Here is a 15,845-nt window from a genome sequence, read left to right on the forward strand (position 1 = left end):
GCGTCCATGTTTCAGACGGTCTTGAGCGAGCACTGCCATCCATCTCAACGTAGAGGTTTGAGTAAGGACTCTAAGCCATTCAAGCGGATTTCATACATCAACCCGAGCAATTGGCCGAGCTTGCCTTTAGGAAAACCTTCGCGCGCCATCCACATAAGGTAATGCTCGGGAATATCTGCAATCACATGGCCGGCATATTTACCGTACGGCATGGGGGTGGTGACCAATTCTTTTAGTAACTGTGGATCAAAGGGGAATTCGTCCATGATCAGCCACCCGCGAGCTTCACGGTGAAGCCGCGCTTTTCCAGTTCGGTTTTGAGTTTGTCGCGTTGGTCGCCCTGGATTTCAATCACCCCGTCTTTCAATGAGCCGCCAACACCGCAAGTGACTTTCAAGGCTTTGGCGAGGTCTTTTAATTTGGCTCCATCGAGCGGGATACCGGTAATGGTGGTGACACCCTTGCCATTGCGGCCAGCGGTCTCGCGGCGGATGCGGACTATGCCATCGCCCTGCGGGATGCTTGCAGCGGTTTTTTCTTCTTTGATACGACCGGTTTCGGTGGAATAAACGAGGCGGGAGGTTTTGTCTTTGCTCATGATGGCAGCTCACAGGAAACAAGCTGCCAATTCTAACCTCGGGCACTGGTAGAATGCGCACAACTTTTTTCGACAATCTTTCACGGCAGTAAATTTCACAGAGATCGAACTATGACAGTTAATGGCCAATGGGCGCCGCAATGGCAACCCCTTATCGATGCATTCGTCGCTAATTTTGCGCAAGGTGAAGAGGGTGCCGGTATCGCGCTGGTCTATCGCGGTGAGTTGGTTGTGAATGCCTGGGCTGGCCAGCGCAGCAATAAACTGGCAGGACTGGAGCACAGTGACTGGAGTGAAGATACGCTCGTCAATATTTTTTCGGCAGGCAAAGGCATGGTCGCGCTGTGTATTTTACAACTGGTTGCCGCTGGGAAATTGAATCTGGATGAGCCTGTTATGGCTATCTGGCCAGAGTTTGCAGCGGCTGGCAAAGAGGCAATTACCCTGCGCCAACTGTTGTGCCATCGCGCCGGTTTATCGGCGTTTCACCAGCATATTGCAAACGAACACATTTTTGACTGGGCAGCAATTACGCAAGCGGCAGCAGCGGAATCGCCCTGGTGGGAACCAGGCACTGCACAAGGTTACTCGCCGTTTATGTTTGGCTGGATTTTAGGGGAACTGGTTAAACGCGCGAGTGGCAGCACCAGCTTCAATGAGTATTTCCAAACGCATGTGGCCCAGCCGTTGGGAGTGAATTGTCACTTTGGTGTGCCGGATGATTTGCTTGATGCCATTGCCGATACCGGCCCACTGAAACGTCCTTCAGGTGTTGCTGCCAGTTCAACCGGGGCTGATAGCATCGCTTTGGGAAAATTGATGAAAGCCGATCCGCGCGGCCTTACCAATCGCGCGTTTTCCAATCCGGTCAGTTTAATGACCGCAACCAATTCCCGCGAGTGGCGTCAGGCGCAAATCCCTGCTGCCGGTGCCCATGCAGATGCCCGCGCATTGGCAACTATTTATGGCGAATTGGCAAAGGTCGAAACGGATTTATTAGCGAAATCTGTATTGCCGCTGTGTTGGCAAGAACAAACGTTTGCGGATGATCGGACCCTTGGTTTGCCGTTGCGGATTAGCCATGGATTTATGCTATCGCAACACCATCGCACCGATTGTCGCTACGGTCGCGGCACACGGGGATTTGGTCATCCGGGGGCGGGAGGCTGTCTCGGTTTTGCCGATCCCGATCATCACTTGGGTTTTGGTTATGTAACCCATCGTATGGGGCAGGGTTTATTGATCGACGAACGCGCTGTGCGTTTGATCGATGCGACCTATCAAATTGTGGAGCAGGAAAATGTCTGACATTGAAGAACAATTAATCGATGTACAAACCCGCGTTGCTTATCAGGAAGATACGCTTGCGCAATTGAATGATGTGATTACCCAACAGGATGCGGAGATAGTGCAGTTAAAGCAGCAAATGCGTTTGCTCGCCCAACGCCTGGATGAATTGGCGCGTGATCCTGCGCAAGGTGGCGAGACGAAAATTACCAATGAACGGCCGCCGCATTATTGACGGTGAATTTTTGTTGCTGTTGTTTGGTTATCCGAGGTCATTTTTTTGACGTCCAAGTCAAATGGAGTGGCATATAAATTATCATTAAGTAGAATAACATCTGCCAAAGTGCGTATTCAGACGCAGCCGAAAAATTCTTGTCTACACTGTGAGCTTGATGAGTCTTTTTTGGGTACGGGGCTATTTTATTCACTATGCAGCACTCCAGTTCAACGAGTGGCCAGGCAAACCAATTGTCGGGTGAGCTCGCTATCGAAAACGCGTTGGATGCGTCCAATATTGCGTCTTGGAACATGGATGTTTTAACCGGCGAGATGAATATCTCGGCGGAGCTATTTGAGTCGCTGGCTGACCCCGTGCCCATGCTGTCCTGCCTTTCTGATTTGTTAGCACTCTTGCCAAAATCCGATAAATATCTTTTTCTCCAATCATTTAATTCCGATGCTCATGATCAGGACACCGAGCGTTTGCGTGCGTGTGATGTACGGTTAATTGGTTTGGCTGGTGAACCGCAGGTGCGTTTTGTCGGGCGTTTACAGGTGGGTACCGATAATACCGGCCGCCGTTTTGAAGGTGTGGTGATTAGCGCTCGTCACTGGTTAGCTAACACCGGCAATGAAAATGCGTTGCAATTTTTATCCGGATTATTTGCTGAAAGCCCGATTCCCACTGTTATCACTGATAAGCACGGCATCATCCTGCATATGAACCAGTCGATGGAGCGGTTGTTCCATTTGACGCATCGGCAGGCGGAAAGTGCGGCAGGTTTCTATTCCATTCTGCGCGATAAACGTGTCAATTCTGATCCGGAACTTGGTGCCACTATTCGCGCTGTCTATGACGGTGGTGAAATTCGCACCATCGAGATGAATTACTCATTAGGTAACATTCATCGCAGCCGTTTTATTTGCGATAAGAATTTATATTTCCGCGCGAGCTTGCTGCCGATCCGCGACAGACAAGGCAATACCGAGCGTGTGTTAATTCAATTACAGGATTTATCGCGCGAAAAAAGTGCGCGCGATGCGCTGCAAGAAAGTGAGGCGAGCTACAAGGCTTTTATTACCAACAGCTCGGAGGCAATTTGGTGTTACGACATGTTGCCGCCAGTGCCGGTGGAATTGGTTTTGGAAGAACAAGTCAAAAAAATTGCCCAGAGCGCACGCCTGGTTGAAGCGAATAAAGTACTGCTGAATATGCTTGGCGCCGGTTCGCTGGACGATATTTTGGGTATGGGATTAATGGAGAGCGGCTCAACCAATTATGTTTTTGATATCCATTATTTTGTGAACAACAACTATGAGATGGTTGACCACGACATAGTGCGGCAAGACCAGCGCGGTAAAAATTACTATTTCCAGATTTGTTGCACCGGCATAGTAGAAGATGGCTATCTGAAACGGGTGTGGGGCACCACAAAAGATATTACTGCGCGCAAACGCTACGAAGAAAAACTTCGCTATCAATCATTCCATGATTCGCTCACGGCATTACCTAACCGCGAAAAATTGTATCTCGATATGGAAACCTGTTTTGAACAGCGTAGCGCTGACCAAATCAGTGCGTTGTTATTAATTGACCTGGATCGTTTTAAAGAGATTAATGACACGCTTGGTCACAATGTGGGCGATCATTTATTGCAATTGATCGGACCGCGTCTGGCAAATGAAATGTCGGAGGTTCCAGGTACGGTAGCGCGTTTGGGCGGAGATGAATTTGCGGTGTTTTTGCCGCGCATCCGCAGTACACATCAGGCGGTTGTATTCGGGCATCGTTTGCTGGATGCGCTCGCACAAGAGTTTGATCTGGATGGTTTTACTACACAGATTTCTGCGAGTATCGGAATTGCGATCTCACCTCAACAGGCGCAGGACCATCATGCATTAATGCGCTATGCCGACATTGCTATGTATCATGCCAAAGGGCAGATGTTGGGCTTGTCGATTTACAGCCCGGAGTATGATCCGCATTCAACCAAACGGCTTGCGATTGTAAGTGAGTTGGGGCGCGCCATCCGCGAAAACCAGTTGTGTTTGTACTATCAGCCTAAAGTGTTGCTGAATGAAAAACGCTGCTACGGTTTTGAGGCGTTAATACGGTGGATTCATCCGGAGTTAGGTTTTGTTCCTCCGGGAGATTTTATTCCTATTGCCGAATTAACCAGTTTGATTCACCAGCTCACCGCCTGGGTATTGGAGAAAGCCATTGAGCAATGCCGTCGTTGGCAAGACCAGGGAATGTCACTGAGTATTGCAGTGAATTTATCGGCACGTAATCTGATGGATGACAACATCACCAAATTAGTGGAGCGATTGCTGACTAAATATCACTTGTCAGCATCGCGGCTTGAGTTAGAGATTACCGAAAGTTCGATCATGACCGATCCCACGCGCGCCTTGCGCAACCTCGATGCATTGCACGCACTGGGGGTGCATTTGGCGATTGATGACTTCGGCACTGGTTACTCCTCCCTGGCCTATCTCAAACGCCTGCCGGTACAAACGCTGAAGATCGATAACTCGTTTGTACGCAATATGCTGGAAGATTTGCAAGATGAATTAATCGTTAATTCCACCATCCATCTCGCCCACAACCTGGGTTTAACGGTGGTTGCTGAAGGAGTAGAAAACGAGGCGTTACTGGCGCGCTTGAGTGAAATGGGCTGCGATGAGGCGCAGGGCTATTTTATTGGCCGGCCGATGGCAGTGATTAATGCCGATGAATGGATTGTGGAATCGGGATGGATCAAACAGCCATCCTGATCGATAGCTGCTTGTACTGTTCAATAGCCAATTAGAGTGCAGTGTAAATCAGAAACCTTCGTTACGCATTTGCGCTTCTACATATTTCAACCGTTCTTCAATTAACGCAGTGCGGTAGGAATTGTTTTTGGTGAGCTTCAATGCATTGCGTAGCTGGATCTGCGCGCGGTCATAAACCCCGTTCAAAATAAAATATTCTGCGCGCGCTTCATGCACACCAAGGATATTTCCCGCCAAACCATTTACCTCTGCGAGTAAATACCACACGTAATCGTCGTTGCTGCGTTTGCGCGAATAACGTTCCAGAATATCGGCGCACTGTTGATAGATCCCAGCTTTCATCAAGGCTTCAGCATGACGAATAATCAGGGGATAGCTATCCGGATTCGCCTTTAATTGGGTTTCAAGAATCTCTAATCCCGCTTTATATCGCTCTGCTGCGATTTCAATATCGGAACGCATGATCTGATAGGTAATGCGTTCAGGCTCTTTTTCCAGCAGTGGAGCAAGTGCGTCGCGTGCCGCCTCAAATTGGCTCGCTTCTGATAACGCCAACGCCCAGCCATAGCGGCTGGCATCGGGGTTATTGCTCTCTTTATCGAGTTCACTCTTGAACATTCTGGCCGCGATTTGAGGTGTTTCTTCCGCTTTGACACGCACACGGGTGCGCATTAGTTGAAACTCCATATTGTCGACAGCAGGTTTGCGCGGATATTGCTGGGCGCGGTTGCGTGCATCAGCTACCCGGGTTTCACTCACAGGGTGGGTCAACAAGTATTCGGGGGGACGGCGATTCAAGCGGTTGGCGCGTACCATTTGTTCGAACATATCGGCAGCGGCATGAGGATCCAAACCAGCTTCAACCATAGTCTGCATACCGATGCGGTCGGCTTCCTGCTCATTTTGACGGCTGAACGCAAGTGAAGCTTGTTGGGCGGCGGCCTGGGTTCCCATAATGGCGGCCATACCGGCATCGCTATTGCTATTGGCTGCCAACACCAGGCCAGCGAGCATACCGGCGAGCATGGGCATCATCATTTTCTTTTGCTGTTCCAGCCGGCGCGCATAATGGCGTTGGCTTAAATGGCCCATTTCGTGGGCGAGAACGGCGGCTAGTTGGTTCTCTGTCTTGGCATACATCAGCAAGCCGGTATGCACCCCGATGATGTTTCCGGGTACCGCAAAAGCGTTAAGCGTGTTATTTTCGACGACAACCAGATCAACCCGCTTTTCATCCAATTGGCTGTAGGGAATCAGCTGTCCAAACAGGTTTTCCAGATAGCTGATGATTAACGGATCAGATGAAGTCGGCACTTGGCTGCGATAGGCCCTGAGCCAGCGTTGGCCGAGAATTTTCTCCTGCACAGGCGAAATCATGATCGAACTGGTATCGCCCAGATTAGGTAATTCCACTTCCGCATGACTGCTATAGGGATTGGCGATCAAATCACCAAGTAATAGAAGTGCTATTCCGGCAGGCGCTAATAAATGCTGGGTGAGGGTTGATATACAGCGGTGAAAAGACATGGGCACGGTACTGATTGACTCCTGCAGGATCTCGCTCATATTGCCCGGTGGGCAAAAAAATAGGGCGTAACTCTAGCCTTTTTGATGCTTAAAGACTAGGTTAGCAATCTTTTAAGACCATAAGCCCGAGATCGGGTTCTACAGTTGCTGGAATATATTCGGTCTGCCAGTCAATCGGGTGACTGGATTTACGTGGTAATAAGCCTTGAGTGAAACTATTGATTGTTTTGCCTATCCTGTCAGCCGCGAGTTGGATGCTCGCGGTTTGCATTGTCCATTGCCGTTACTCAAGGCAAAGCAGGCATTGCGCGATCTGGCTGCAGGGCAGGTGTTACGGATTCTGGCTACAGATACAGGTTCGGTGCGCGACTTCCAGGCCTACGCCCGCTTGAGCGGGCATGAATTAATGGCCTTTGCCGAGCAGGATACTGTTTATTGTTATTTGCTTAAAAAGTCGGCGACCTGAAGTGTGGCTGATTGGATATTGATCAGTCAGTGATTGATGTTGTGAAAAAATTACTGATTTCCAGGTGAGTTTGTTATGGTGAAACGGTGTTGCAGAATGAGTTTGGGTTCGAGTACATCCTGGCTGTTGACGCTAGTATGTTTGCTGTCCACTCAATCTCTGTTTGCACAAAGCACTAATGTAGCGAGTAATACCAATTCTCTGTTTGATGCGACCCTTCCACTTAATAATGCCATCAGTGTTATCAAAAGTGAAAATGACAAACGCAATTATCGCTACCTTATTTTAGATAACCAACTGCGTGTCTTGCTGATATCAGATCCGGTGACTGAGAAATCGGCCGCTGCGATGGATGTCAATGTAGGCGCAAATCAAAATCCGCTTAATCGCACCGGGCTTGCGCACTTTCTTGAACACATGTTGTTTCTGGGTACAAAAAAATATCCCCAAGCTGGCGAGTATCAGGAATTTATCTCGCAACATGGCGGTAGTTTTAACGCCTACACTGCAGCTGAAAATACCAATTACTTTTTTGAAATCGACAATAACCAGCTTGATGCTGCGTTAGATCGGTTTTCCCAATTTTTTGTCGCTCCATTGTTTACCGCTGAGTATGTTGATCGCGAGCGCAATGCGGTTCACTCCGAATATCTCGCTAAATTAAAAGACGATTCGCGTCGCGAGTGGGAGGTTTATCGTGAGTTGATGAACCCCGCACATCCCAGTGCTAAATTCTCTGTGGGTAATTTAACAACACTGGCAGATCGCGATGATCATTCTGTTCGCGATGACATGATTGCTTTTTACGAACAACATTATTCAGCGCATCTAATGAGCCTGGTGGTACTGGGGCGCGAGAATCTGGATGCGCTTGAAGCAAATGTACGCTTGCGCTTCAGTGCGATTCTCAAACGCGATATTAGTATCAGTAGTAAATACCCACCTTTATTTGCCAGCGATCGCCTTCCTGCCAGCCTCGAAATAAAACCGGAAAAAGAACTGCGCCAACTGACATTTAATTTTCCAATTCCTGCTCCCGATCAGTTTTACGATAAAAAACCTTTTGCTTACATTGCCAATTTGCTTGGTCATGAAGCTGAAGGGAGTTTGTTGTCACTGCTAAAACGGTTGGGATGGGCGGATGCAGTGTATGCTGATACCAGGCTGCAGAGTCGCAATGATGCCATATTTCAATTGGGTATCAATTTAACTCCACAGGGAGTACGAGCGCGCGATCAAATAGTCTCACTGGTATTTTATTGTATTGAACAGTTGCAAGAGCGCGGGCTGGCAGCCTGGCGCTATACCGAATTACAACAATTGGGTGATATGAGTTTTCGCTTTCAGGAAAAGCGTGCACCCATGCAAACGGTTAGCGGTTTGGCCGAAGCGATGAAGACCTATTTGCCGCACGATATTTTGCGTGGCGATTACCTGTATGCTGCATACGATGAAAAATTAATTAAAAAGAGTTTGTCCTATCTGAATAGCGAAAATCTTTTGCTGGTGTTGACAGCTCCGGATGTTAAGCCTTATCGCATATCGCCACTCTATTCAGCCCCTTACAGTGTACGTTCCGGGGTCTCCGGAATATTGGAGCTAAAACCTGCCGTACGTAAAGAGTTATTCCTGCCGGAGAAAAATCTCTTTATTCCGAAGCGGTTGATAGTTAAATCCAGCTCGATGCTGGAAGATCCGGCATCGATAGGTGGTAAACCTCAACTGCTGACACAGAATAAAAATATGCGGGTATGGTTTGCGCAAGATCAAAAATTTGCACAACCGCGCGCATTAATTAACTTGCGGATCAAATCACCGTTAATTGCCGCGAATGCAGAGGGCGCGGCGCAAGCACAGCTTTTTGCAGCGCTTATTACCGACCAGCTCAATGAGTTTGCTTATCCGGCCCGGCTCGCCGGAATTGATTACAGCGCGACTGCTAATACCCGTGGTTATGACATTAAAATCTTTGGTTACTCAAGTCGCCAAGGATTATTAATGAACAAAATCATGGAGATGATGCGTATCAGTAAATTTAAGGAAGAGCGTTTTAATCTTATCAAGGAAAATCTGTTGCGTACCTGGCGCAACCAAAATAAAGATTTGCCTTATCAGGTGTTGGCCAAGCAGGTGCCTGTGTTGCAATCTGAGCCTGAGTGGAGCAATGAACAATTAATTGCTGCATTGGAAAATAAAAACCTTGAGCAGTTTGCCCAGTTTGCCAATCGCCAATTAATTGATGCCAAAATGGATGCGCTTTTTTACGGCAATTATTTCCGTGCTGAAGCATTGAAATTATCAGTATTGGTTGAGCATGAATTATTGAATCGTCAAGCCGGGCGCGATCTTCCTTCCACAAAATTATTATTATTGCCCAAAGGAACAGAAAAGCCATGGCTCTATGCTCACCCATTAGAACATGACGATAATATTGTTGAGCTGCTTATCCAAAGTCCGTCACTATCAATTGACGACGCTGCACATATGATGTTGGTGCGGCAAACCTTACAGCCAGCATTCTATAATCATTTACGCACAGAAAAACAATTGGGTTATGTTGTTGCCGCTATGGCTGCGCCAATACTTAATCTCGAAGGTAGTTTGTTGGTGGTTCAATCGCCTGCTACTTCAGAAGAAAAAATTATCCAGGAAATTGATTTATTTTTGGATGAAGAGTTCTCGCAGTTAGGCGAAGATTTTGTAGTCAATCAACAATCATTAATTAAAAAACTACGTGAACCTGCGCGCTCACTGCAAGAGCAGGGTGAACGTTATTGGAACGCTATCATCAACTACGATGACAGTTTTTCTCGCCGTCTCGATCTTGCAGAGGCCGTTTCGCGTATTACACCTGAATCGCTCAGTAAATATTATCGCGCAGTCTTTATGGACAAAAATCGACGCTTGTGGTTGACATCGGGTGCAATACAAGCGCGTGAAAAATTTTTTCCTGTTGAGGATTTATTGATCCACAAGCAGCAAATGCAAAGTGTCGCACAGCCATAGATTTGATGCGTAATTGCACTATATAAGTCGCCATTACCACCCATTCCCTTTTTTTGCTTTTCTTTGGTGCAAGGAAAAGTAAAATTATCATTATTTTTATTGTTTACTGCTTGGTGAATCCCAAAACTTTGGGTAATAATGCCAGCCCTGTTGCGAACCTGTTTTTTAATAGCTTCTTTCTATTTGAAGTACATGGTTCAGCGATTCGTGCACTAAAGTTGTGCCCCTCCAGAGTGTTACCAAATAGGGTAGGGCTGGTAAAAAATTCCCACTTATGCAAGAATTCGGGGATTTTTTACACAAGTAAAAGGAATATTCCTCCTGTAACTCCATGAAAGTTCTGCACATTTTTTAATAAATGAGCAAATTTTGTGCGAAGCCCAGATCCAAATTCCTGTATTAGATACTACTGCTACGTGATATGCGCATGTGCGCATAGCTGAGGAGATTTGAATGCTACAAGATATTGATGCCATTGAAACAAAAGAGTGGCTGGACGCCCTTAAGTCAGTCGTTCGTCATGCCGGCAAAGACCGCGCTGCCGAATTATTGAAGTCCCTGTCTGAGTCCGCTGTTAACCATGGCATTGAACAGCCTTCATCTATCCAGACTCCTTACCGCAATACCATTCCTGTAGAAAAAGAAATCAAGTCTCCCGGCGATGTAGCCCTGGAGCGTAAAATTCGCTCAATTATCCGTTGGAATGCCATGGCCATGGTCATGAAAGCCAACGATAACGATGAAGGCCTTGGTGGTCATATCGCCTCATTTGCCTCATCTGCAACCTTATATGACGTAGGTTTTAATCATTTTTTCCGTGGTAACGATGGCGACACACCCGGCGACCTGATTTATTTCCAGGGCCACGTTTCACCCGGCATGTATGCCCGTTCTTATGTAGAAGGCCGTTTGAGCGAAGCGCATTTGGATAATTTCCGCCGCGAAGTGAATGGCGGTGGTTTGTCTTCATATCCGCACCCATGGTTGATGCCGGACTACTGGCAGTTCCCAACCGTATCGATGGGCCTGGGTCCAATCAAATCAATTTATCAAGCGCGTTTTAACCGTTATATGGAAGCGCGCGGCTTGATCCCTAAAACAGATCGTAAAGTATGGGCATTCCTTGGTGACGGTGAATGTGATGAGCCGGAAAGCCTGGGTGCTATTTCCCTCGCGACCCGCGAGAAGTTGGACAACCTGATTTTTGTGATCAACTGTAACTTGCAGCGCCTGGATGGTCCGGTGCGCGGCAACAGTAAAATCGTACAAGAGCTTGAAGGTTGTATTCCGCGGCGCTGGCTGGAATGTAATTAAAGTACTGTGGGGGCGTGGTTGGGATGAACTGCTTGCCAAAGACAAAACCGGTTTGCTGCAAAAGCGTATGGATGAAGTCGTTGACGGCGAAATGCAAAACTACAAAGCCAACGGCGGCGCTTACACCCGTGAACACTTCTTCGGTAAATATCCGGAGTTGTTGGAACTGGTTAAAGATATGTCTGATGACGACATCATGGGCCTTGCTCGTGGCGGCCATGACGCGCACAAGGTATATAACGCATACCATCAAGCAATTAATACCAAAGGCAAACCCACTGTAATCCTGGCGCAAACCGTAAAAGGTTACGGTATGGGAACTGGTCAAGCGGTCAATAAAACCCACTCGTTGAAAGAGTTGGATATTACAAGCCTGAAAGCATTCCGCGATCGTTTTGAGTTGCCAATCAGCGATGAAGACCTGCCGAAGCTGCCCTATTACCGCCCGGCGGAAGACAGCCCTGAAATGCAGTATATGAAGTCGCGTCGCAAAGAGCTGAAAGGTTTTGTTCCTTCGCGCGATCCAGGTTTCGACCCGCTGTTAGTACCGGCTTTGGATGCATTTGCTGCCCAGTTGAAGAGCACCGGTGAGCGCGAAATCTCTACCACCATGAGCTTCGTACGTATCCTGTCTTCATTGGTAAAAGACAAACAAATCGGCAAGCAAATCGTGCCGATTGTTCCAGATGAAGCGCGTACCTTCGGTATGGAAGGTATGTTCAAGACCGTCGGTATCTATTCATCAGAAGGTCAAAAATACGTTCCGCATGACGCAGGCCAAATGATGTCTTACCACGAATCTGCCACTGGCCAGATTTTGGAAGAAGGCATTAACGAAGCGGGTTCTATGGCATCCTGGATTGCTGCTGCGACTTCATACAGCAACTACAAAAAGCCAATGATCCCGTTCTACATTTATTATTCCATGTTTGGTTTCCAGCGTATTGGCGACCTGGCGTGGGCGGCAGGCGATTCGCAAGCGCGCGGCTTCCTGTTGGGCGCTACCGCTGGCCGTACTACTCTGAATGGTGAAGGTTTACAGCATCAGGATGGCCACAGCCATGTATTTGCCAATACCATCCCGAACTGCCGTTCTTACGATCCAACTTACGCATACGAGTTGGCCGTCATTATTCAAAACGGCATTAAGCGCATGTATCACGACAATGAAAATGTGTTCTATTACATTTCATTGATGAATGAAAACTACCAGCACCCGGATTTGCCGGAAGGGGCGGAAGAGGGGATTATCAAAGGTATTTATCAATTGGAAAAAGGTTCCGGCAAAGCCAAGAACCGCGTTCAATTGATGGGTGCCGGAACAATCCTGCGCGAAGTACGCTTTGCTGCTGAAATTCTGCGCAAAGACTTCGACGTTGAAGCGGATGTGTGGAGCGTAACCAGTGTGAACGAATTGACCCGCGATGGTCAGCGTGCTACTCGCTGGAACATGTTGAACCCGACTGCTGCGCAACGTAAGCCCTATATTACCCAGGTATTGGAAGGCGCCGAAGGCCCATTCATTATCTCTACTGACAACTTGAAAACCTATTCCGAGCAGTTGCGCGCCTATATTCCAGGTTCGTACACCGTGTTGGGCACAGAAGGTTTCGGTCGCAGTGATACCCGTACCCAATTGCGTCATTTCTTCGAAGTGAACCGTTACTTCGTCGTAATTGCAGCACTCAAATCTTTGGCAGACCAAGGCAAGATTAAAGCCGATGTGGTCGCCAAGGCCATCAAGAAGTTTGGTATTGATCCGGAAAAAGCGGATCCAATGAGCGTATAAAACCGTCGCCCTCCCACAAAGAGGGCGACGTTGTTTGTATCCGTCCAAAACATTTATCAAATGTAGAAACAATTGAATTAGCGAGGAACGACTACAGTGGCAATTCAAACTATTAAAGTGCCTGATATTGGCGGCGCAGAAGGCGTTGAAGTTATCGAGATTTCCGTAAAAGTGGGCGATGTCATCGCTGAAGGAGATTCGATTGTCGTGCTTGAAACCGACAAGGCTTCAATGGAAATCCCGGCCGATAAAGCAGGCAAGGTTGTCGCTATCAAAGTAAATTTGGGTGATAAAGTTTCTCAAGACAGTTTACTGCTCGAAGTAGAGGCAGAAGGCGACGCAGCTCCGGCACCTGAAGCCGCTGCTCCTGTTGCCGCTACCACTGCGGCTCCGGCAGCCGCAGCGCCAACACCTGCTGCCAACGCAAGTGCAGAAATACAAATGGTTGTACCGGATATCGGCGGCGCAGAAGGTGTTGAAGTTATCGAGATTTCGGTAAAAGTAGGCGATGAAGTTGCCGCTGGTGATTCATTGATCGTGCTTGAAACCGATAAAGCCTCCATGGAAATTCCTGCAGAAGCAGCGGGTAAAATTGTCAGCCTCGCGGTAAAAGTAGGCGATAAGCTTTCCCAAGGTTCAGTTATTGGCACCCTGGCCACCAGCGGCGGAGTTCCGGCTCCTGCAGCAGCACCGGCAAAAGCAGAAGCTGCCCCAGCGGTTGCGGCCCCAGTTGCACCTAAAACCGAAACGCCAAAAGCCGCTCCTGCCCCAACGGTTGAAGTTGCGCAAACTGGCGATGTATATGCTGGCCCAGCAGTGCGTAAACTTGCCCGTCAACTCGGCGTTGATATGGGCAAAGTATCTGGTACCGGTCCACGAGGTCGCTTGTTGAAAGATGATGTGCGCGGCTATGTGAAGCCAATCGTTCAAGCTGCACAATCTGGTGCGGCAGTGGGTGGTGCTGGTATTCCTCGCGTGCCGGCGGTGGATTTTGCCAAGTTCGGTGAAATCGAAACCGTGAAAATGAGCAAAGTGAAGAAGATCACTGCGGACAACATGACCCGCAACTGGTTGAACGTTCCACACGTTACCCAATGGGACGACGCGGACATCACTGACCTTGAAGCATTCCGCAACGGCTTGAAAGCTGAAGCTGAAAAACGTGGCAGCAAACTGACTCCATTGCCGTTCATTATGAAAGCTTGTGCTGCTGCTTTGGTAGCCGAGCCAAGTTTCAACGTATCTTTACATCACGATGGCGAAAGTATCGTGCAGAAGAAATACGTGCACATTGGTATCGCGGTGGATACGCCTAACGGCTTGATGGTTCCGGTTATTCGTAACGTGGACAAAAAAGGCTTGTGGGAGTTGACCGACGAAATCAATGCAATCGCGAAAAAAGCGCGCGATGGTAAATTGCTGCCAGCCGATATGCAGGGTGGTTGCTTCACCATCTCCAGTCTGGGCGCTTCTGGTGGTAATGGTTTCACTCCAATCGTTAACGCGCCGGAAGTTGCGATCCTCGGTGTAAGTCGGGCGCAAATGAAACCGGTATGGAATGGTAAAGAGTTCTTGCCGCGCAATATGCTGCCGTTGTCCCTGTCCTACGATCACCGTGCAATTAACGGCGCTGACGCAGGTCGTTTCTTCACTTACCTGACTGCGGTTATCGCAGACGTTAGACGTTTGCTGTTGTAATCAAACATACACTTCAGTCTTAACAAAAAGGCCAGCAATTTGAATTGCTGGCCTTTTTGTTTTTGTGATTGCGAAAAATTCCGGATGCGTTTGGAGTTTTAGATCAAGAATTCAAAACAATCCATAGCGATAGTGTCCGGTAATAGAATAATCAAACAACATATCTTCGAGTTTGGGGCCTGCGCCAATATTGTGAACAATTAACGGTCGTTGGCCATCTGCAGAGCGTTGGTCCGTAACGATACCAATATGCGGCAAATTGCCGGGCAATATCCAGGTTACCAGGTCTCCCGCTTGGTAATTTTCCGACTTGTCAGACACCGATAATTTTTTGCCGTGACGGGTAAAAAAAGTTTGCAGGTTGGGAACCCGGCGATGATCAATATTGGTATCGGTTTTGGTCTGGTTCCAGTTTCGCTTCGCTGGATAAAGGGCGAAGTTCGCGCGCATATCTTCATGTACTAATTGTTGAAGATCGATATCGAGTTTGCGATAAGCACGAATGATCACATCGGTACATACACCATACTGCGCAGGTACATCACCCATCGGATAGGCTATTTTAAAATAGGCGCCGTTATAAGTAACCGGATCGTTGGTTTGCGAAAGTGCAGCGGTGACCAGCGCTTTTGTTTTGCCGGTCGGGGTATTATTTTCTGCAATGCTGCCATTCGCAAAAAATAACAGCACTCCACTCACCAATGAAACGAATAACTTTGCCATCACCTATATCCTTTGAATTTAAAATTTAGTTATTACCTTGCTGTACAGTTGTTTTCCAGTAAAGCAATTTTGCAAAAGGTGAAACAGTTTTTGTCAATAACACCACGACAACCAGCCCCAGCAAAACACCACTCGCATTGGCGATAATATCCATCCCGCTAAAGGTGCGCGGTGGATTGAAATGTTGGGCAATCTCGATACCAATTGAATAAATCACTAAAAAGCCGGCGCGTTTCCAGAGTTGCCAAAGGGGACGTGCAAAACTGATTGAAAAGGCTGCAACGCTATAACCCGCAAAATGCATTAATAAATCGTTAAAAACAGGAATGGAATTTTCTGGATGAGGTGTAAGGCCGAGATAGGTATATATCACCAATAAAACATAAAACTGCAGCAGACATAGATAACGCCAAAGCATTGTGAGCTCCTCTTGAATAGTG

Annotated in this window: 11 protein-coding genes and 1 pseudogene; 7 read left to right on the forward strand and 5 right to left on the reverse strand. The window is 47.8% G+C overall.

The annotated features are described in order from the left end of the window. Nucleotides 1-44: 44 nt before the first annotated feature. Nucleotides 45-266 carry a DUF3820 family protein gene (locus tag AC1RJL_RS03730; RefSeq protein ID WP_492911402.1) on the reverse strand — a complete coding sequence of 74 codons (222 nt, stop codon included), beginning with the start codon at nt 264-266 and terminating at the stop codon, nt 45-47. Nucleotides 267-268: 2 nt separating this feature from the next. After that, nucleotides 269-598 carry a stress response translation initiation inhibitor YciH gene (gene yciH / locus AC1RJL_RS03735; RefSeq protein WP_492911403.1) on the reverse strand — a complete coding sequence of 110 codons (330 nt, stop codon included), beginning with the start codon at nt 596-598 and terminating at the stop codon, nt 269-271. A 111-nt stretch (nt 599-709) separates the two neighbouring features. On the opposite strand from yciH, the gene AC1RJL_RS03740 reads away from it, so the two are divergent. The 3 genes from AC1RJL_RS03740 to AC1RJL_RS03750 all read left to right on the forward strand — a co-directional run bounded on the left by AC1RJL_RS03740 (nt 710) and on the right by AC1RJL_RS03750 (nt 4,882). Beyond that, on the forward strand, nt 710-1,906 hold the full coding sequence (locus tag AC1RJL_RS03740) for a serine hydrolase domain-containing protein (RefSeq protein WP_492911404.1): 1,197 nt from the start codon (nt 710-712) through the stop codon (nt 1,904-1,906). Then, the gene (locus AC1RJL_RS03745; protein WP_492911405.1) at nt 1,899-2,120 is read left to right on the forward strand and encodes a SlyX family protein; all 222 of its coding nucleotides are present in this window, start codon (nt 1,899-1,901) and stop codon (nt 2,118-2,120) included. Before AC1RJL_RS03740 ends, AC1RJL_RS03745 begins: the two co-directional genes overlap by 8 nt. A gap of 194 nt (nt 2,121-2,314) precedes the next feature. Further along, nucleotides 2,315-4,882: an EAL domain-containing protein gene (locus AC1RJL_RS03750; protein WP_492911406.1), complete on the forward strand. Its 2,568-nt coding sequence runs from the start codon at nt 2,315-2,317 to the stop codon at nt 4,880-4,882. Between the two features lie 48 nt (nt 4,883-4,930). Here AC1RJL_RS03750 and AC1RJL_RS03755 read toward each other — a convergent pair whose 3' ends face one another. Further along, nucleotides 4,931-6,409, reverse strand: a complete 1,479-nt coding sequence (locus AC1RJL_RS03755; protein ID WP_492911407.1) for a M48 family metalloprotease — start codon at nt 6,407-6,409, stop codon at nt 4,931-4,933. A gap of 205 nt (nt 6,410-6,614) precedes the next feature. Here AC1RJL_RS03755 and AC1RJL_RS03760 point away from each other — a divergent pair, with 205 nt between their 5' ends. From AC1RJL_RS03760 to aceF, 4 genes and pseudogenes are all read left to right on the forward strand, one after another. Continuing rightward, nucleotides 6,615-6,875, forward strand: coding sequence for a sulfurtransferase TusA family protein (locus tag AC1RJL_RS03760; protein ID WP_492911408.1), 261 nt, complete (start codon nt 6,615-6,617; stop codon nt 6,873-6,875). A 96-nt stretch (nt 6,876-6,971) separates the two neighbouring features. Next, nucleotides 6,972-9,881, forward strand: coding sequence for an insulinase family protein (locus AC1RJL_RS03765; RefSeq protein WP_492911409.1), 2,910 nt, complete (start codon nt 6,972-6,974; stop codon nt 9,879-9,881). 453 nt (nt 9,882-10,334) lie between these two features. After that, nucleotides 10,335-12,984: pseudogene (aceE, locus tag AC1RJL_RS03770) on the forward strand (pyruvate dehydrogenase (acetyl-transferring), homodimeric type). Nucleotides 12,985-13,080: 96 nt separating this feature from the next. Then, nucleotides 13,081-14,682 (forward strand): dihydrolipoyllysine-residue acetyltransferase, encoded by a 1,602-nt coding sequence (aceF, locus tag AC1RJL_RS03775; protein WP_492911410.1) that lies wholly within the window; start codon nt 13,081-13,083, stop codon nt 14,680-14,682. Between the two features lie 111 nt (nt 14,683-14,793). Here the strand turns inward: aceF and AC1RJL_RS03780 are convergent, their stop codons facing one another. Together AC1RJL_RS03780 and AC1RJL_RS03785 are read right to left on the reverse strand one after the other, a co-directional pair. After that, a complete protein-coding gene (locus AC1RJL_RS03780; protein WP_492911411.1) occupies nt 14,794-15,405 on the reverse strand; it encodes a DUF1287 domain-containing protein in 612 nt (203 codons plus the stop codon). A 25-nt stretch (nt 15,406-15,430) separates the two neighbouring features. Next, on the reverse strand, nt 15,431-15,823 hold the full coding sequence (locus tag AC1RJL_RS03785; protein WP_492911412.1) for a VanZ family protein: 393 nt from the start codon (nt 15,821-15,823) through the stop codon (nt 15,431-15,433). Nucleotides 15,824-15,845: the final 22 nt, after the last annotated feature.

This window comes from Cellvibrio sp. GW822-FHT04B05 (assembly GCF_058800985.1).